Source organism: Parashewanella sp. 2210YD4-3 (assembly GCF_056591735.1).
Genome location: NZ_JBWQOG010000001.1, coordinates 386,955 through 405,751 on the forward strand (window position 1 = coordinate 386,955; position 18,797 = coordinate 405,751).

The 18,797-nt window shown below is 40.7% G+C and carries 16 protein-coding genes; 2 read left to right on the forward strand and 14 right to left on the reverse strand.

What is annotated here, in order from left to right:
- Positions 1–85 precede the first annotated feature (85 nt).
- From hflX to AC1EU0_RS01720, 8 genes are all read right to left on the reverse strand, one after another.
- Positions 86–1,393, reverse strand: a complete 1,308-nt coding sequence (gene hflX / locus AC1EU0_RS01685) for a ribosome rescue GTPase HflX (protein ID WP_480300147.1) — start codon at positions 1,391–1,393, stop codon at positions 86–88.
- Between the two features lie 17 nt (positions 1,394–1,410).
- Positions 1,411–1,677 carry an RNA chaperone Hfq gene (hfq, locus tag AC1EU0_RS01690; RefSeq protein WP_480300148.1) on the reverse strand — a complete coding sequence of 89 codons (267 nt, stop codon included), beginning with the start codon at positions 1,675–1,677 and terminating at the stop codon, positions 1,411–1,413.
- A 99-nt stretch (positions 1,678–1,776) separates the two neighbouring features.
- On the reverse strand, positions 1,777–2,703 hold the full coding sequence (gene miaA, locus AC1EU0_RS01695) for a tRNA (adenosine(37)-N6)-dimethylallyltransferase MiaA (RefSeq protein WP_480300149.1): 927 nt from the start codon (positions 2,701–2,703) through the stop codon (positions 1,777–1,779).
- Positions 2,704–2,742: 39 nt separating this feature from the next.
- A complete protein-coding gene (gene mutL, locus AC1EU0_RS01700) occupies positions 2,743–4,536 on the reverse strand; it encodes a DNA mismatch repair endonuclease MutL (protein WP_480300150.1) in 1,794 nt (597 codons plus the stop codon).
- 8 nt (positions 4,537–4,544) lie between these two features.
- On the reverse strand, positions 4,545–5,861 hold the full coding sequence (locus tag AC1EU0_RS01705; protein ID WP_480300151.1) for an N-acetylmuramoyl-L-alanine amidase: 1,317 nt from the start codon (positions 5,859–5,861) through the stop codon (positions 4,545–4,547).
- A 1-nt stretch (position 5,862) separates the two neighbouring features.
- The gene (tsaE, locus tag AC1EU0_RS01710; protein ID WP_480300152.1) at positions 5,863–6,321 is read right to left on the reverse strand and encodes a tRNA (adenosine(37)-N6)-threonylcarbamoyltransferase complex ATPase subunit type 1 TsaE; all 459 of its coding nucleotides are present in this window, start codon (positions 6,319–6,321) and stop codon (positions 5,863–5,865) included.
- 207 nt (positions 6,322–6,528) lie between these two features.
- A complete protein-coding gene (locus tag AC1EU0_RS01715) occupies positions 6,529–8,061 on the reverse strand; it encodes an MFS transporter (RefSeq protein WP_480300153.1) in 1,533 nt (510 codons plus the stop codon).
- A gap of 167 nt (positions 8,062–8,228) precedes the next feature.
- Positions 8,229–9,755, reverse strand: a complete 1,527-nt coding sequence (locus AC1EU0_RS01720) for an MFS transporter (RefSeq protein ID WP_480300154.1) — start codon at positions 9,753–9,755, stop codon at positions 8,229–8,231.
- Between the two features lie 228 nt (positions 9,756–9,983).
- Here AC1EU0_RS01720 and AC1EU0_RS01725 point away from each other — a divergent pair, with 228 nt between their 5' ends.
- Positions 9,984–10,961, forward strand: coding sequence for a hypothetical protein (locus tag AC1EU0_RS01725; RefSeq protein ID WP_480300155.1), 978 nt, complete (start codon positions 9,984–9,986; stop codon positions 10,959–10,961).
- Between the two features lie 82 nt (positions 10,962–11,043).
- Positions 11,044–11,328 (forward strand): hypothetical protein, encoded by a 285-nt coding sequence (locus AC1EU0_RS01730; RefSeq protein ID WP_480300156.1) that lies wholly within the window; start codon positions 11,044–11,046, stop codon positions 11,326–11,328.
- A 30-nt stretch (positions 11,329–11,358) separates the two neighbouring features.
- Here AC1EU0_RS01730 and AC1EU0_RS01735 read toward each other — a convergent pair whose 3' ends face one another.
- From AC1EU0_RS01735 to AC1EU0_RS01760, 6 genes are all read right to left on the reverse strand, one after another.
- Positions 11,359–12,228, reverse strand: a complete 870-nt coding sequence (locus AC1EU0_RS01735) for a bile acid:sodium symporter family protein (protein WP_480300157.1) — start codon at positions 12,226–12,228, stop codon at positions 11,359–11,361.
- Positions 12,229–12,343: 115 nt separating this feature from the next.
- Entirely contained in the window at positions 12,344–12,667 is a 324-nt protein-coding gene (locus AC1EU0_RS01740) for a hypothetical protein (RefSeq protein WP_480300158.1), read from the reverse strand.
- 628 nt (positions 12,668–13,295) lie between these two features.
- Entirely contained in the window at positions 13,296–13,631 is a 336-nt protein-coding gene (locus tag AC1EU0_RS01745) for a PBPRA1643 family SWIM/SEC-C metal-binding motif protein (RefSeq protein ID WP_480300159.1), read from the reverse strand.
- Positions 13,632–13,781: 150 nt separating this feature from the next.
- Complete coding sequence (locus AC1EU0_RS01750) at positions 13,782–16,643, reverse strand: valine--tRNA ligase (RefSeq protein WP_480300160.1); 2,862 nt, start codon at positions 16,641–16,643, stop codon at positions 13,782–13,784.
- Between the two features lie 199 nt (positions 16,644–16,842).
- Positions 16,843–17,280, reverse strand: a complete 438-nt coding sequence (locus AC1EU0_RS01755) for a DNA polymerase III subunit chi (RefSeq protein WP_480300161.1) — start codon at positions 17,278–17,280, stop codon at positions 16,843–16,845.
- A gap of 487 nt (positions 17,281–17,767) precedes the next feature.
- Positions 17,768–18,628: a hypothetical protein gene (locus AC1EU0_RS01760; RefSeq protein WP_480300162.1), complete on the reverse strand. Its 861-nt coding sequence runs from the start codon at positions 18,626–18,628 to the stop codon at positions 17,768–17,770.
- Positions 18,629–18,797 lie beyond the last annotated feature (169 nt).

The window sequence follows — 18,797 nt, forward strand, 5'->3', positions numbered from 1 at the left end:
AACACTCCGTAACAGAATGAAACAATGAAAAGCCGTATGACTGTTTAAGTAACAAAATTTACAAACAGTCAGAACGACAATATAGTTAACTTAATACTTTATCAGTGCTTGATTCCATAATAAAGGTCTCAAGCTCACCTTGGCTTTGCTTTAGTAATCTATTCCAATTCGACATTGGTAATCTTACCGACAAAATACAATTGCCAAGGTCGTCATATTCCTGCTGCTTTAACGCATCAAGACGATAAAACTGGCCAAGATAGTGTCCTGATGAAGCTGGGATTTTTAGCTGATATTCAGCAACTTGCTCGCCAACCAGTTCCTCAATTGCATCTTGTAATAATTCAAAGCCTAAATTGTGATGTGCAGAAACCCAAACTCGATAAGGCTCACCATTTTCATTTCTATCCACTTTTGGTGTCACATCATCTAACAAATCTATTTTGTTACAAACTATGAGTTGAGGAATTTCTTTGGCATCAATTTCTTCTAATACGGCTTGAACTTGTTCAAAGTTCTCACCCATATTCTCATCCGCACAATCCACCACGTGCAATAATAAGTCAGCATTGCGCGTCTCTTGTAACGTTGCTTTAAATGCCGCAACAAGATCATGGGGCAAGTGGCGAATAAAACCTACCGTATCCGCTAAAATTACGCTGTGATCTTTTAAATCCAGCTTGCGCAGTGTCGGGTCAAGTGTGGCAAATAACTGATCTGCTGCATATACCTGTGATGTGGTCAGCGCATTAAATAATGTTGATTTACCCGCATTGGTGTAACCGACTAATGAAACCGTAGCCAGATCACTGCGCTTTCGAGCTCGACGGCTTTGTTCACGCTGCTTATCGACTTTTTCCAAGCGACGGTTAATGGACTTGATCCGCCCTCTTAATAAACGACGATCGGTTTCAAGCTGAGTTTCACCAGGACCTCTTAGACCAATACCACCTTTTTGCCGTTCTAAGTGAGTCCAGCCACGAATCAGCCGAGTAGACATATGACGCAACTGCGCCAACTCCACTTGAAGTTTACCTTCATGGGTACGCGCTCTTTGAGCAAAAATATCTAAAATCAGCGTAGTACGATCTAAAACTCGACACTTACAAATCATCTCAAGATTACGTTCTTGAGCTGGAGATAATGCATGGTTGAAAATAACGACATTGGCATCAGTTCCAGCCACCATAGCAGCGAGTTCTTCAGCCTTGCCAGAACCGACAAAAAATTTCCGATCGGGTGATTTTCGGCTGCCCGTTATCACGCCCACTGATTTAGCACCAGCAGACTCAACTAAAAGCTGTAGTTCAGTTATATCTTCTCGACGTTCTTCGTCCGCAAAGTCGATATGGACAAGGACAGCTTGTTCACCCGCCTCATAACGATCAAACAAAAAAACTTCTCCTCAAATTATTCAGCGCTAGCTTCTGGTTGCTCTGAGCCTGCTTGAGGTGCTTGACTTGGACTTACGTTAAATGGTCGAGACGGAACAACAGTTGAAATGGCATGCTTATATACCATTTGGCTAACCGTATTTTTAAGTAAGATCACGAACTGATCAAATGACTCTACTTGTCCTTGGAGTTTGATACCATTTACCAAATAGATTGATACAGGAACGCGCTCGCGACGAAGTGCATTTAAGAATGGGTCTTGTAATGATTGCCCCTTAGCCATTTTGGTTTCCTTTTTTAATTTATATTTGAACCTATCTAATGTTTCTACTAGGTCTCTACGAACAACAAATAACAGTATGATACAACAAAAGTAAATTGGCTAATTTAGATGCCTAACAACAGTAACAATATTTTGCTTATTACCTGTTTCGAGCCAATTCAAATTTTTCCAGCTACGTAACCATGTTAATTGACGTTTGGCTAATTGCCTAGTAGCCGCAACGCCTTTTTCAACCATTTCATTATAATCATAATCTCCATCAAGATATTGCCAGCATTGACGATATCCAACACATCGCATTGACGGCAGATTTAAATGAAGGTCTTTTCTCTGTTTAAGTGCCTCAACTTCCTCTACAAATCCTTGTTCAAGCATTATCTTAAAACGTTTTTCAATCAATTGATGTAACGTTGAACGCTCATGGGGAGCGATCGCAAATTGAATGAATTCATACGGTAAAGCTTCGGCTTTTGTTTGTGTTAACTCCGTCAGGCTCTTACCACTAATTCTATATACTTCTATAGCTCTCGATAGACGCTGTGGATCATTGGGGTGAATACGCTCCGCTGACACTGGGTCTATTCGCTTCAACTCATCATGTAATACCGCCCAACCTAGCTGTTCGGATTCGGCTGAAATTTGTTCTCTGATTTCAGTATTTGCTTCAGGTAATGGCGATAACCCTTCCAGTAAAGCTTTAAAATAAAGCATGGTACCGCCAACGAGTACAGGCGTTTTCCCTCTAGCAATAATGTCATCCATTTCTCGAATGGCATCTCGTCTAAAATCAGCCGCAGAGTAATTTTCAGCAGGATCAAGAATATCAATTAAACGGTGTGGTGCTAATGCAAGTTCCTCAGCCGTTGGTTTGGCCGTACCAATATCCATGCCTTTATATATTAATGCCGAGTCCACCGAAATCACTTCACAGTTGTGATTTTGTGCTAGTTCAATGGCTAATGCGGTTTTACCCGATGCCGTCGGTCCCATTAACAAAATGACTTTTGGATACTTGCTATTTGTCACTTAATTTCTCTTGTCATTCAATTAGACATAAGTCCAATACTATTGCTCTTCTAACCAACGTTGCCACGGCAAATCGATGGCTTGCTTTAACAGTTCATCTTGTTGTGCTTGTGGTAACTGTAAATACAAAAGCCACACTTGCTTAGCTGAAACAAAGCCTTGAATACTGTTCTCGGCCAACCACTGAACCAAAGCTTCCTCACTTGGCTGCTCACTTTGCAACCACTGTAAAAAAATTGGAATCACTTCAGCTAGCTGACTGTCTCTTAGATATGAGGGCACTTTTTTTATTATCAACTGCCCTGAGCGAAATGTTAGCTCAATGCCTAACTTTCTTAATAATACTTGCTGATGATCCACCAATTGCGGCCAATCTGTTAACTGAGGAATTGATACTGGCATCAATAAAGGTTGCGGAGTCAATCCTGTAGCAAGCTTTTGTTGTAATTCATATTTATTACACGCTAAAGCAGCTTTTTTTATTGCCAATAATCGAATATGGTCGTTCTCAGTAAACAACCAATAATCTCCTTGCAATAATGGCGGCATTGCAATGCTTTCATTACTCATAGACGATTCAGCAATGCCAACATTAACGGTTTGTTCTTGAGTAGAAAGCAGTTCGGCGTAAGTTTTTACAGCATTTACATTAAGCTGGTCACCTTGATAGCTTCTTTGAGGTCGTGCATAGCCAGAATTTGATGAACCGAAAGCACCAGAAGCAGAGGTAGGTGAAGATGAATGCGACCAAGTTTGATGCTCGTTAGGGAGCGTCTCAAAATGTTGTTCAATATACTGCTCTTCTGCGCCCCCTTCCGTTTTGGCCACTAAGCCTTCACTTAGTTGACTAAGAGCTGATTGCAAGGCTTGTAAAATAAAGTCGTGAACATAACGACTTTGGTGAAAACGGACTTCATGTTTAGCTGGATGAACATTTACATCAACTTGATGAGGGTCTAAATCAAACTGCAAAACATAATTTGGCTGTAATTCAACTGACAATTCACCAAAGGCTTGTCGAACCGCATGATTGACGAGGCGATCACGTACATAACGGCCATTCACATAGAAATAATGCATGTTAAGGCTTGGCTCTGGCACTGTTGGCGACTGTAAATAGCCACGTAATCGCATTCCGTCATGCTCACAATCTACAGCAACAGCGTGTTCTGCAAAACGGTTACTCGCTACTTGAGCCAAACGTTTCACGTACTGGCTTTCATTACTTGCAGGACGATAGTTTCGCACCATTTTGCCGTTATGCTGCAAAGTAAAATGGATGTCACTACGGACCAAAGCCATCCGCTTCAGCCACTCATCAATATGAGTAAATTCGGTTTTATCACTCTTTAGAAAACGTCGACGTGCTGGCGTATTAAAAAATAAGTCATGAACGTCAATGGTTGTGCCGACAGGATGCGCAGCAGGAATAACCTTAACCGCCATTTGTGAACCTTCGGCGTACGCTTGCCAAGCTTCACTTTGCTCTTCTGTCTTAGAAGTTAAAGTGAGTCTTGCAACCGAACTAATAGATGCTAAGGCTTCACCACGAAAACCAAAACTCATAATAGCTTCTAAGTCATCCAAAGAAGCCACTTTAGATGTTGCATGACGTGCCAGCGCTAGCTCTAATTGCTCTTTGGCAATGCCACAACCGTTATCTCGAATGCGAATTAATTTGGCGCCGCCTTTGTCAATCTCAATATCGACTCGAGACGCTCGTGCATCTAGGCAGTTTTCAACAAGTTCTTTAACTACAGAAGCGGGTCTTTCTACCACTTCCCCAGCTGCAATTTGGTTTGCAAGCTGAGGCGGTAAAATTTGAATTGGCATAGATTCCCTTAGCTACGTGGAATTGTGAGATTTTGACCGATTCTAACGGTATTTGACCTCAACTTATTGGCTTTTTTTATACTGCTTACAGAAACTTGGTAACGCTGAGCAATTTTAGATAATGAGTCCCCTCTCACAACTTTATAAGTAAGAGAAGATTTACTGGCTATCAAAGTATCAGACGGTGCATTTTTCTTAAAGTATTGATAAATGCCTTTATGGATTGCATTCGCGAGCCGGTATTGGTGGTTATTAGAACGAAGCAAACGCTCTTCTTTAGGATTAGAGATGAACCCGGTTTCTACCAAAATTGAGGGAATATCGGGTGATTTTAAAACAGCAAAACCAGCGGACTCAGTGTGTTTTTTATGAAGTTTAGTCACACGACCCATTTGCTTCAGTACATCACTGGCAACGGTATGACTAATGGTCAAGGATTTATCGGAAACCATTTCAATAAGCGCTCTTGCCAAGTACTGCTCACTGTCAGTATTTTGGATTATTTCACCCGCGCCGCCCAACAATTCAGAATGACGCTCTTTTTGCTCCAACCAGCGACCCATTTCGGTTTCAGCCCGACCTTTTCTTAGCACCCAGACTGATGCGCCACGAGGTTGAGGCGTTGTAAAAGCATCAGCGTGAATCGACACTAATAAGTCAGCTTCTTGCTTACGAGCAATTTCACTGCGACGATTCAGATTAACAAAGTAATCTCCCGTGCGCGTCATGACGGCTTTCATACCCGGAGTTTTATTAATCAGAGTCTTGAGTCGATTGGCAATCTGTAGCACTACTTTTTTCTCATGCATGCCAGAAGGACCAATTGAACCAGGATCATCACCACCATGACCAGCATCAATCGCAATAATGATATCTCTCAATGCTTTTTTAGGTTGGTGAATAATTTTTTTGGCTGTTTTTACCGAAGGTTCTAAATCGATTACCAAACGGTTTCCATACGGCGCAGTTGGCTTAAGTGAGAATAGTTTTGCTTTTACTGACTTTTTCAGGTCAATAACCACTCTTAAGGTGCTTTTTTTAGGAGGCTTACTGATGCGAATTCGTTTGATCAGCTTACTGCTATTTTTAATCTTACTGAAATTGAGCTTAGTTTTACTGTTGGATAAATCGATAACCAAGCGATCAGGCTTAGAAAGGGTAAAATCATTAAATTTGGGCTTACTGCTGAGATCAAACACCACTCGTGTTGAATCAGGTGCCGCCCATATTCGAACACTTTTTAAATTATTGGCCGCGACCACTTGCAGAGGCAGCGTTAACAACACCAATAAAATGAATTGTTTACAGTAAGCTTTTATCGACATATTATTTTAATTGTTCTAGTAGTTCTTTACCTTTTGCGGTAATTGCATCCATTCTCATTGTTCGCCCCTCTTCCATATAATCAATATGTAAGTGTACATCAGCTTCTGGCAATAAGCCGTGACCACGATCAGGCCACTCCACAATACACAAACAATCATCAGAAAAATAGTCGCGGATCCCCATAAATTCCAATTCTTCTGGGTCCATTAATCGATACAAATCAAAATGAAACACTCGCATTGATGATAATTCATAAGGCTCAACAAGCGTATAAGTAGGGCTTTTTACTGCCCCTTGATGACCAAGCGATTGAATTAACCCCCGAGAAAATGTGGTTTTCCCAGCACCTAAATCCCCTGTTAGGTACACAGTCAAAGGTGGAGTGATCAAAGTTGAGAGTTGGCGACCTAAAGTCACAGTTTCGTCTTCATTGGCTAACGAAAAAACACGTTGACTCATTGATTCATTTACACTTAAAAAAAAGAAATTGATTATACAGAAAAAAGCCGAGTGCAAAAACTCGGCTTTTACATTGAATCGTCATGCCTGCGTAGACAGGCATCAAGTGGCTTTATCTCTATTTAGGACAAAGTAACTAGGTACCTGCCTTAGCAGGTACGACATAACCTCCAGCTTTATGCTTGCACTGAAATAGCAAAAACTGGATTACCCTTGCTGTCTTTGCAAGTTTAATAGCCATTTACCGTAGACAAAAATACCTACTGCAGAAATCGAACCGATAGCGGCAATGATATACCAAGCCATTCCGATATTATGGGTTTCATACAAGTATTGAGTCAACGCCTGTGGCGTGTCACCTGTATAACTGACAAGGGTTTTGAATGCTTCACCATGAGGAATTTTTTCCATATTAGCCACTGACATCCCACGCTCAACTAATAGCTCACGAGAAAACAGTTCCTTAGAGGCATACCACTCATACAACTTAGGACCAAAATAGCCTTCTAATCCCCAGCCAATGCCTTGCGGTAGCATAACAAAGCCAAGATACATGGCTTTTTTGCCCTCTGGCGCAATGTTACCCATAAACTCATTCTTTTTCGGGCTAATCATCATTTCGCCGAAAGAGAACATAGCAATCGCAAAAACCATGATCCAAGCGGCGTGGTACGACCCAATTAAAAGGAATGCAAAAATACTCAACAAACAACCACCTAACATGGCTGTGGTCACTCGGACTTTTGCCGTCAAACCCGCAACCAAGAAACAGCAAGTCATAATCAACGCTGCATTAATGTTTACCAGCCCTTCAGGTAAAATTTTGGTACCCGCAAAATCCATTGCCAATAAACCTCGCCAGAATGCGCTAGGGGTTTCACCACCAAACAAACTACTGACGATCACACTGGTATCTACCCACTCTGATATATGAATAGGTAACACATCAAAAAGCGAGTTAAATAAGAACCAGAAACCAGAAAATACCAACATGTAATAGATCACAATTGGCTTTTTCAACTCATGTAAAGCATCTTTCCAAAGCACTTCTTGCTTAACTTCACCACTCTTAATTTGTGCCATACGAGCCAAGCGCTGCTCTTTACCCGGCTCTTTATAAGCAAGTAATAATAAGAAGTTTAAAGAAATGATGGCGGCACAGGTGAAAAATACATATTCCCATGATAGCTGACGCATATATGCGGCAACGATAGGACCTAAGAATCCACCAATATTTACAATTTGATAGAATAAGCCCCAAGCCATGGAGGTGTTATTACGATTGGTAGAAAGCACCAAAGTACCTTGAATACCCGGTTTGAAGATCCCTGTGCCACCAGCCAATAACATGGCACCAATCAAGAAGCCCCAAAATGATGGAAAAAACGCCATCACTAAATAAGCCGCTATTTTTATGATAGTTGAGGCAAAAATTGTTTCTTTATAGCCAACACGATCTGAAATACCGCCAGTAAATACAGGCACAAAAGTTTGGGTTATTGCAAACCAAAACATAATAATACCGTAATCACCAAGACTAATACCTAAGCCACCTTCAGAAGCAGGTGCTTGGGCATATAACGAAGCAGTTGTTTTTACGCCATAGTATGAAAGCCTTTCAACCAGCTCCATACCGCCCACCAGCCAAAACACATAACTGAGGCTAGCAATTGAAGCCCACATGCCCAATTGTTTTACTTCGCGCAAATCATTGCCCGATGTAGCATTCCCATTACCCATAATTAATCCTTATGGTTATTTTTGTTGTTATTTAGTCATGATACTCGTAGATATAAGGTTTCTGCGAGAATAAAAATATGTCGAGTATATATCACTAAAACGGCCATCACGGATTTTACATGAGTAAAAATGAGAACATCAACGCAGTTTTCACGAAAAGGGATAGATTAGCTACGCTGTAGTTTCAGTAACCACTTGCCATAAAAATAAATGCCAACCGCAGAAATACACCCTATGGCTGACATTATGTACCAAGCCAAACCAATATTATGGGTTTGATACAAAAACAACGTTAAGTCCTGCGCAGATTCACCAGTAAAGCTTACTAAAGTGGTAAAAGCTTCACCTTGGGGTATCGCTTCCATTTTCTCAATTGACATTCCACGTTCAACTAATAGCTCACGGGAAAACAGCTCTTTTGATGCATACCATTCATAGAGTTTAGGGCCAAAATAACCTTCAAGTCCCCAGCCAATCCCTTGAGGTAGCATCACAAAACCAAGGTACATCGCTTTTTTCCCCTCTGGCGCGATGTTACCCATAAACTCGTTCTTCTTCGGGCTAATCATCATTTCACCTACTGAAAACAAGACAATGGCAAACGCCATTACCCAAGCAGCCGTATAAAAACCAATAATGGCAAACGATGCAATACAGAGAATACAGCCAATCAACATGGCATTAGTGGCTCGAAACTTTGACGCTAATCCCGCAATAAGAAAGCAAGTGGTCATGATCAAAGCAAAGTTAATGCTGATCATCCCTTCAGGTAAAATTTTGGTGCCCGAAAAATCCATCGCCATTACTTTTTGCCAAAACACACTCGGGGTTTCACCGCCAAAGATACTGGAAACAATCACGCTAGTATCAACCCACTCTTCGATATGAATAGGCAACACATCAAATAGTGAATTGAACATAAACCAAAAGGCTGAGAACACCAGCATGTAATAAATGACAATGGGCTTTTTAAGCTCATTCCAAGCGTCTTTCCATAAGACCTCTTGTTGTAACTCACCACTTTTCACTTGAGCCATTCGAGCTAAACGCTCTTCTTTACCCGGTTCTTTGTATGCAAGCAGCAGTAAAAAATTTAAGGAAATAATAATGGCACAAGCAAAAAATACGTTTTCCCACGCCAGTTGCCTCATGTGAGCCGCTAATAGTGGGCCAAGAAAGCCACCAATATTGACCAGCTGATAGAAAATGCCCCACGCCATCGAAGTATTATTTCGATTAGTAGACATCACTAATGTCCCTTGAATCCCCGGCTTGAAAATGCCCGTGCCACCAGCCAATAGCATTGCGCCAATAAAAAAGCCCCAGAAAGAAGGATAAAAGGCCATGACTAAGTAGCCAGCAATTTTGACAATGGTTGAGGCAAAAATGGTTTCTTTATAACCGACTCTATCTGAAATACCGCCAGTGAACACTGGGATAAAAGTTTGCATGATGGCCCACCAAAATAAGATGATGCCGTAATCCCCAAGGCTGATACCCAGTCCGCCTTCCGATGCAGGAGCTTTAGCATAAAGTCCAGCACTGGCTTTAACGCCGTAATAAGCTAAACGCTCAACGACTTCCATGCCACCAACTAACCAAAAGACATAGCTCAAGCTGGCAATAGATGCCCACATTCCTAGCTGTTTTACTTCTCTTAAATCATTGCCAGATGTCGAATTGTCCTTTTCCATAATTGATCCTTTAAGTTGTTTTTTATTATTCAATCATGTTCAAAAAACATACTTGCATAAAATATACAAAATTAACACTTCTTTTAATAACCTATGGCTGTATTCATATGCCTAATTAATTGGATGATCTCGAAAATATGCCTTTTTTGTTTTTAATAACTACGGCAGACTTATCGTAGTAATTATTCACATTCATTTTTCTTATATTGTTGATTGAAGGTGAACACCATGAAATACCTCGCAATCCTCTTTTACTTTTGCACCCTCTATGCTTCTGCCTCTCCTTTGCATCAACAAAATAACTTTGCCCAAAAACCAGCTATAGCTAGTTGTGGCAGCCCTGATACAAAACTGTTTCTGAACAACCAAAACGATGTTGATACCTTTAAGCACAGATTTTCAGGGTGTAAGGAATTTTTAAGCTCAATCATTATTGATAGTGATGAAGTGAAAGATTTGAGCGGTCTGTCGGAACTAGAATCCATTAACGGCAGCTTAGTCATTCTCGACACAAAAAACTTAATTGATTTAAGTGATTTGACAAATTTGTCCTTCGTTGGAGCTTCACTGGACATCGAAGCCAACCAAGGACTAATAAATCTAAATGGTGTCGAGCACCTTACTCACTTTAAGAGCCTAATATTGGTAAGAAATACTCGTTTAAAGGATATTAGCTCACTGAATGCCAAAGGTGTGGCTGGCTATGTCTTTGTCCAAAATAATCCAAACTTACAAGGTATCCCCAGTGCTTCTGATGCATTGAATAAAACCTTACCTTGGATTTATCAAGCTAATAGCAACCCAAACCTACAAGCCATTGGCGACTTGTCCACACCAGACGGCCAACTTAATGGCGCGATTTCGTTAAGTGAGGATAATAAGATTTCTAATAGTGACTTTTTAAAGTCGGTAAACAAAATTAATGGCCAATTTGGGTTGTTTGATATGAACAATCTATCTTCACTGAATGGATTACAAAACCTCACCGATATGAGCGGTCAATTGACTATTGATGACTTACCTAACCTCACTAAGTTAAATGGGCTACAAAACTTAAACCCTAACTTTTCAGGACAATTATTTATCTACGATAATTCGGGATTAATTGATTGCAGTGCCATCTGCCCACTGATGGAAAATAAAGGTCATGTAGTGCTTGTCAACAACAATGAAAAATGCATGGAGTCATTAAGAAAATGTACTTAAATAGTGCCAATTAATCTAAGTGGACTTGGAGGTATACGATACCATTTACCCTTAATAAAGCATTCAGTATAGGTGAAGTGATATGGCCCTAGCGCAATTTTCAAAATTTTTGCCCGTTTCCATTAGAGCTTTTTCAAGCACAGCCGCGTTGCTCAGTAAATCTCCAGAACAAGAACAAAAACATCATCTACTTCTAAAATCATCTGATCGTGAAACCCTATGGTTTTTAAATAAAGACGCTCATGATATACAAACGCTCAAAGCACAAAATAATTTTTGGAACGGTATTGTAAGTGATACTGATTTTAAAGAAGATAATTCGCTACAAAAAATCTATATCACAATCTCAACCATCCCCAAAAGATGATATTGAAACCATGGCTTAAAGCTATGGTTTTCAGTTAGTCCCTATTTTATCTCGCACAAATAATAAAATAATGGGTATATTCATTACTAAACCATATGTCATAGGTAATAATGCCCATTCAGGTTGTTTGAGTATTGCTGCAGCAATAAACATCCCTGTTCCCGCATTTTGAATACCAACTTCAACGAATAAAGTTCTGCGAGTTTTAAAGCTTAATTTGGATTGCTTGCAAATGAATTGGGTGGCACACATCGCAATAATGGAGAAGGTTAAACACAGTAGCACCATTAACCAGCCTGATTTCAATAAATCTTGCTGAAAATACAATGCCATAAATACCACTAACGCTAAAAATAAGCCGCTGGCGATACGGGAAATAAAAGGCTCCGCTTTCTTAACTCCCGTTTTAAAACATGCCTTGATAATCATTCCAATAATCACAGGAACAATGGTGATCAACAACAGCTTTTTCAAAGTGATAAGAAAGGGCAAATTAACCTGCGATTCAACGCCTAGCCAAGATAACTGCCATGAAAGTGTAAATGGCAAAATTAAAGGCATTATTAAACTAACTAACGCCGTCATGCTGACAGATAAAGCAGCATTACCGCCAAGTAAATAAGCAATTAAATTAGAGGTAGCCCCCCCCGGGCACGCAGCCAAAATCACGAGCCCAGCAGTGATCAATAATGGCAATTCAATGAACTTACCAACCACTATAATATGCAACCAAGCAATTAAGGGTAATAACAGCAACTGAAGCGTAACACCAAGAATAAAAGGTTTTGGATTAAGCAGTGCTTGCTTAAAGTCGTGAAGAGATAAGCTCAACCCAAGCGTCAGCATCATCATGGCTAAGGCTAATGGAAGCAAAATTTGAGTCAGTGTGGTTAATTCCATTTATATCTCTATCCAACAAAAAAAGGCAGTTCGAATGAACAGCCTTTATACCAGAAACTTATGACAAATTATGTGTTAAGTGCTACAAATTCTACTTTGTTTTTTAATGGGTAAATCAGCTTGCGCTTTTTTCAAAAATAACAGTAATTCGCGAGTTATACTCTTTAAAGACTTCATTCATAGTTGCATTTACTGAAATTGAAGAATTCAATGGGTTCCAACCTTCAGAGGTGATACTTCCAATTCCAGTATAGGTTTTTCTTTCTCCATTTAAATAGCAAAAAAAGTTTGCAGACTCTAAATGTTCATAATTAGTGTTATTTGCGCCAATGCAAAGCATCCTTTGCTGACTCGTTTCAGTACCTTCGGCAAGAGCATATGTGCTCAATAAAAAGCTGAAACACACAAAAAGTGAACTCAATAATACTGCTGGATTCATTTTGATGGACATCATATTTCTTCAAATTAGAACTCGTATTTGGGCAACCTAGCAAATAAACCTTGAAGACACACTGAACAACATAAAACAAAGCAGATATGACAGAGAGCGTTTCGGATTGAAATAAAGGTAATACCAATTACAGTAATTAATCTCTCACTCAGCAAGAGCTAAAGGTTTTCAGTACAAGGCGCATGTTCGAAGTACTAACGGGTTAATTCGAGAACATGCAACACAGTAATGGAAGCCTTTAGCCTTGCCCTTCGGGAGCTTGTATGCGCAAAAATTACTGCACAAAATTGTCTCAACGTAGAACAACTATGTCTTCACCAATTTCGTTTGTACTTTGTGCGCATACGTAGCTCTGAGTCGAGCATTTAATTACTGTAATTGGTATAAGGTCGAGCTTAATAGCAACAATGAAGTTTCTTAATCGTCCACTCTAATCGGAAAATCACCAGTAAATACAGAAATGAAAGTTTGGTATTCAAGCAAATAATCAATGCACCTTATTTTGCATGAAATATAAAAGGCTATGAAAAATCAATCGAAACTTGAGTTCGAGGAAAGATAGCTAAAGCAGACTAAAAATACAGAAAATTCCATCCATGGAATGAGCTTGATATGCTCAACCGCAGCATTTTTTATATTTTTTTCCACTGCCGCAATGACAAGGTTGATTGCGATTGGGTTTATTTTCTACTCGGGTTGATTTGGGCTTACTTAGCAAGACATCTAGTTGAGTTATGTTTTCACTCAACTCAGCATCAATTTCAATATTGGCAGAGAAACCATGCTGCGCAACTATGGCTTGTATTTCATTTTTACGTTGAACAGAATTTACCGTTAACGACAATGGTAATGCGGGAGTTCCTAATTTAACGACACGCTTCGTGTTATATCCACTCTCACCATACGCTGGCTTTGGTGTTTGACGACCTTTGAAGAAAAATTTATCAGACATACTGCGTTCCAGTTATTGCAAAATGGCACAGAGCTTACCTGTATTTTGGATAGATGCAATTCATAAAATAAAGCGACTCAGTAACTGAGTCGCTTTATTTTCTCGAACACCTTTTCAATCAGCCAGTTAAAGAACTGGGCTAATTAATACCTATACTTCTAGTTCGGCAAATTCAGCTTTAGTTTCTTGAAGCTTTTCCATGTCACGCTCAAGATCCGCTAGCTTCGTACGTTCTTTTTCAATAACCACGGCAGGTGCTTTAGCAACAAATCCTTCGTTAGAAAGCTTACCTTGAATACGGCTAACTTCTTTCACGAGCTTTTCAAGCTGCTTGTCGATGCGTGCCATCTCAGCGGCCACATCAACCAAACCAGCCATTGGGATCAACAGTTCCATCTCGCCCACTAATGCCGTAGTCGACATTGGCGCTTTGTCGTCAGCGGCTAGAACCGTCATTGACTCAAGCTTGGCAAGCGTAGTGAAGAAAGTTTGGTTTGCTTCTAAACGGGCTTTATCTTGCTCAGATACATTCTTAAGCAATGCGTTCAGCGGCTTAGAAGGCGCAATGTTTAGCTCAGCACGGATATTACGTACTGCAACAATCACTTGCTTAACCCACTCAAGGTCTGCCATGGCTTGCTCGTCCACTTGAGTTTCATCAAACTCAGGGAAGGCCGCTTGCATGATGGTGTCACCTTCAGCTTTCGCTAATGGCTTAACACGCTGCCAAATGGTTTCAGTGATGTATGGCATGATTGGGTGCAGTAAACGCTGCATCGCTTCAAGCACAGTGATAAGCGTATGACGAGTACCACGTTTTTGTGCTTCAGTACCGTTGTTCAATACTGGCTTAGTCAGTTCTAAGTACCAATCGCAGAACTGGTTCCAAGTGAACTCATACGCGGTGTTTGCCGCTAAGTCGAAACGGTAAGCGTTGATGTGATCATCAAACGTTTTCACAGTTTCGTTAAACAGACCTGAGATCCAACGATCAGCCAGAGAAAACTCCATTTCGCCGCCGTCGAAACCACAATCTTCGCCTTCTGTATTCATCAATACATAACGTGATGCGTTCCAAAGCTTGTTACAGAAGCTGCGGTAACCGTCTAGACGCTTCATGTCCCAGTTAATGTCACGACCCGTTGATGCCATTGCTGCTAATGTGAAACGAAGTGCGTCGGTACCGTGTGCTTCGATACCTTCAGCAAACTCTTTACGAGTGCTCTTTTCAATCTTAGCCGCAAGCTGAGGTTGCATCATGTTGCCAGTACGTTTAGTCACTAGAGACTCAAGATCGATTCCGTCAATCATGTCTAGCGGGTCAAGTACGTTCCCCTTAGATTTAGACATTTTATTGCCTGCCTCATCACGGATAAGACCGGTCACATAAACGGTTTTGAACGGTACTTGTGGCTTGCCGTCTTCATCTTTAATGAAGTGCATGGTCATCATGATCATTCTGGCTACCCAGAAGAAGATGATGTCAAAACCCGTTACCAATACATCGGTTGGGTGGAAGGTTTTTAGATCTTCTAAATTGTCTGGCCAACCTAGAGTAGAGAACGTCCACAACGCCGAACTGAACCACGTATCCAATACGTCATCGTCTTGGCGAAGTACCACTGAATCATCTAATTCGTGCTTAGCACGAACTTCGGCTTCAGTGCGACCTACGTAGACTTTACCTGCTTGGTCATACCAAGCTGGAATGCGGTGTCCCCACCACAACTGACGAGAGATACACCAGTCTTGAATATCACGCATCCAAGAGAAGTACATGTTTTCATACTGCTGCGGAACAAACTTAATGTCGCCGTTTTCTACTGCTTCAAGAGCCGTTTTCGCCATTGGCGCAACCGCGACGTACCATTGGTCAGTCAGTAGTGGTTCAATAACCACGCCTGAGCGATCGCCATAAGGCACTTTAAGACCATGTGGCTCAATTTTTTCAAGTAAACCAATACGCTCAAACTCAGCAACGATCGCTTTACGAGCCGCAAAACGTTCCATACCTGCAAATTCTTGCGGTAGGCTGCCGTCGATGTCTTTATTGATAGTACCGTCAGTGTTCACCACTTCAGCTTCGCTACGAATAGCAGCATCAATGGTCAAGATATTGAACATTGGCAACTGGTGACGCTTACCGACTTCGTAGTCATTAAAGTCGTGAGCAGGCGTGATCTTCACACAACCTGTACCGAACTCCATGTCTACATAGTCATCGGCAACGATAGGAATACGACGATTAACGATTGGCAGCAGAATAAACTTACCAATCAGGTTTTGGTAACGCTCATCATCAGGATGAACCGCAACCGCACTGTCACCTAACATGGTTTCTGGGCGAGTCGTCGCCACTTCTAGGTAGTCTTTACCGTCAGCGGTTAATTCGTTATCCGCTAATGGATAACGCAAGTGCCACATGCTGCCTTGCTTTTCTTTGTTCTCAACTTCAAGGTCTGAAATCGCGGTGTGCAGTTTTGGATCCCAATTCACCAAACGCTTACCACGGTAGATCAAATCATCTTCATATAGACGAACAAACACTTCTTGAACGGCTTTTGATAAGCCCTCGTCCATGGTAAAACGTTCGCGTTCCCAATCTACAGACGCACCAAGACGACGAAGTTGTTGAGTGATGTTACCACCAGATTGTTTTTTCCAATCCCATACTTTGTCGATGAAAGCATCGCGGCCAAGATCGTGGCGAGATTGACCTTCTTCAGCTTCTAATTTACGTTCCACCAGCATTTGGGTAGCGATACCCGCATGGTCAGTACCGACTTGCCATAAGGTATTTTTACCTTTCATACGCTGGTAGCGCGTTAAGGTATCCATAATGGTGTCTTGGAATGCATGACCCATGTGCAGGCTACCTGTCACATTCGGCGGCGGGATCATAATCGAGTAGTTGCCTTGGCTGGTATCACCATGCGGCTTGAAATAACCTTTCTCTTCCCAGTTTTGGTAAAGAGATTGTTCTATAGACTGAGGATCGTATGTTTTTTCCATGGGAATTCGTCTTTTAAAAGCTAAATTGGGTTCGTGCCAATATGTGTTGTTAAGCGGATTTGAAAGAGCAATAGTACGAACGACAACTGAAACACACATCCTTGTGCTGACGACCGTGACGTCCTGTCACGGACGGTTGTCTTATCGTACTATTGCTCTTCTGTGCATCGACTGAGATCTTCTACAGCAACACACTTAGCTAACCGTTCTGATTTTGAGTATTGAGTTCAATATTCATAGAACGATATTGGCGAAAACGTTCGCGAGCGATGACTTTTTGATTTTCATCAGCCGCAACAAAGTCAATAATTTGAGGGAAGTTTACCGCAAAAGCAGGGGCTTGGTCTGCAAGATTTATCAGAATATCGTAATCTTTTATTTGAGCTTGTTGATCAAAGCCAATTTCTACTGGCGAACCGTCTTTTAATCCCTCTCCTTTGAGATTGTGAGGAATAAAAGTATCTGGTTCAAATGACCACAATAAATCATCTAACTCATGAGCTTGAGTTCTTGTCCCACAGTGTAGATAAAGACGCTTTTGCTGCTGATAATGTTGCTTTATCAGCTGACAGATAAAATGACGCAAGTCTTGTTCAGTGCTGTTTGACTGCATTAAATAAAAAGTGCCTTGGGTCATTGTTGTCCTTTGCTGTTGTGGTTGGTAAGGGAATGAGTATACAGAAAATTGTTGGTAAGTTTGATAACTTAAAAGTGTCGATTTGAATGTCATTCCTACGTGCTGGTAGTCGGCATCCAGTGACACTTTGGAAATTCTACCGTCATGCCTGCATGTTGTTAGCAGGCATCCAGTGACTTCTTCTTTTCTTGGTTTTGGTCATAAAAGCAAAGCTTCTTCGAAGCTTAGAAAGTCGTGGTGTTGCACACCACACCGCACAAGAGGGGATTCATCAGCAAATCCCCTCTTGCATCTCCCCGTGCCACCCCACGAAGCTGAACGTTTCAGCGATAATTGAATAAATGCCTAACGCCTCTGATGGTACATCCATGTACCCCAGAGCCTAGCCTGACATCCATGTCAGGCTCACGCCATTTTGTTATTCAATTTTCACCGAAACAGCTTCAAGGGGACTGGGGTGTCTCTTCGATTTAAGACCACTCAACAATTAACTTTTAGAGGATAGATGAGCGATATTTGCATTTATATGATCAGTAATAAGCTTACTAGATAAATCCCATTTACCTTCATTTGGGTGAATAATTTTATGAGTTAAAAATTCATTTATTAGTGTTATAGAATTAATTACATTTCTTAAAAGTACATAGTTTTTAGTATCATTTAACAGAAATTTATCAATACTACTCAAGTAGTTTTCTTCACCTAATGTGCAATCTATTACCTCAGCAGAAGCTGCACGGTATAACTTTAGGCTCTGGTTCAGAACATCTATAAGGTTTTCTAACTGCACTGAATCAATTCCTTTTTTATTAACGTACTCTAAAGAAAGGGCATAAGCATGGTGCAAATTTTGAGTCGCCTGCCGCATATGCTCATCAAGTACAGTCGTTAATTCCTTTGCCATTTCTTCAGCCCATATTGTCAGAGCCAACTGCTTTTTTTCTTCATCAACAGATTCAATATCTAAGTCATCTAATACGAAACTTCCTCCGCTCTCTATTTTTTCAAATTGTTTTTTTATAAATGTCAGTGAACCTCGTGCATTGATTGCTTTATCTAGGTATTTGTCGTAAACAGCTTGATGCCGCCATTGTTTTGCACTCATTTCAGCTGCTTGAGCTGCCCTTGCTGTATAAATAGCTGCTGTAGCCGTAGCTAAGGCTGAAACTGAAGCAACAATTAAAGACCAATCAAACAAAGACCAATTTAAATTTTCTTCTAAAAAGTTTTTGAAACCACTATTTAAAGAGCTGTCAATTAAAGGAAAACACACTAAACCCAAAATAAAGCTCAACACCATCACAGTAAAAATCGCCACTTTTTTAAAATGTAACTTAGTAAATCTCATATCAAAATTTCGAAAAAAATAAGAGCAATCATATACTAACTCTAATAATAAAACAGAATTGTCTGTGCTAATACATGATGTGTTTAGGATAGTTTTGGACTACTACAAAAACCTCGCAGACTACAACACTCCCCCCTCGAAGCTGTTTCAAATGTGATTGAATGAAAAA

What these genes read in the sequence shown, in the direction of transcription:
- hfq (WP_480300148.1), bottom strand. Translation starts at nt 1,677, where the DNA reads ATGGCTAAGGGGCAATCATTACAAGACCCATTCTTAAATGCACTTCGT.
- mutL (WP_480300150.1), bottom strand. Translation starts at nt 4,536, where the DNA reads ATGCCAATTCAAATTTTACCGCCTCAGCTTGCAAACCAAATTGCAGCT.
- AC1EU0_RS01705 (WP_480300151.1), bottom strand. Translation starts at nt 5,861, where the DNA reads ATGTCGATAAAAGCTTACTGTAAACAATTCATTTTATTGGTGTTGTTA.
- tsaE (WP_480300152.1), bottom strand. Translation starts at nt 6,321, where the DNA reads ATGAGTCAACGTGTTTTTTCGTTAGCCAATGAAGACGAAACTGTGACT.
- AC1EU0_RS01715 (WP_480300153.1), bottom strand. Translation starts at nt 8,061, where the DNA reads ATGGGTAATGGGAATGCTACATCGGGCAATGATTTGCGCGAAGTAAAA.
- AC1EU0_RS01720 (WP_480300154.1), bottom strand. Translation starts at nt 9,755, where the DNA reads ATGGAAAAGGACAATTCGACATCTGGCAATGATTTAAGAGAAGTAAAA.
- AC1EU0_RS01725 (WP_480300155.1), top strand. Translation starts at nt 9,984, where the DNA reads ATGAAATACCTCGCAATCCTCTTTTACTTTTGCACCCTCTATGCTTCT.
- AC1EU0_RS01730 (WP_480300156.1), top strand. Translation starts at nt 11,044, where the DNA reads ATGGCCCTAGCGCAATTTTCAAAATTTTTGCCCGTTTCCATTAGAGCT.
- AC1EU0_RS01735 (WP_480300157.1), bottom strand. Translation starts at nt 12,228, where the DNA reads ATGGAATTAACCACACTGACTCAAATTTTGCTTCCATTAGCCTTAGCC.
- AC1EU0_RS01740 (WP_480300158.1), bottom strand. Translation starts at nt 12,667, where the DNA reads ATGAATCCAGCAGTATTATTGAGTTCACTTTTTGTGTGTTTCAGCTTT.
- AC1EU0_RS01745 (WP_480300159.1), bottom strand. Translation starts at nt 13,631, where the DNA reads ATGTCTGATAAATTTTTCTTCAAAGGTCGTCAAACACCAAAGCCAGCG.
- AC1EU0_RS01750 (WP_480300160.1), bottom strand. Translation starts at nt 16,643, where the DNA reads ATGGAAAAAACATACGATCCTCAGTCTATAGAACAATCTCTTTACCAA.
- AC1EU0_RS01755 (WP_480300161.1), bottom strand. Translation starts at nt 17,280, where the DNA reads ATGACCCAAGGCACTTTTTATTTAATGCAGTCAAACAGCACTGAACAA.
- AC1EU0_RS01760 (WP_480300162.1), bottom strand. Translation starts at nt 18,628, where the DNA reads ATGAGATTTACTAAGTTACATTTTAAAAAAGTGGCGATTTTTACTGTG.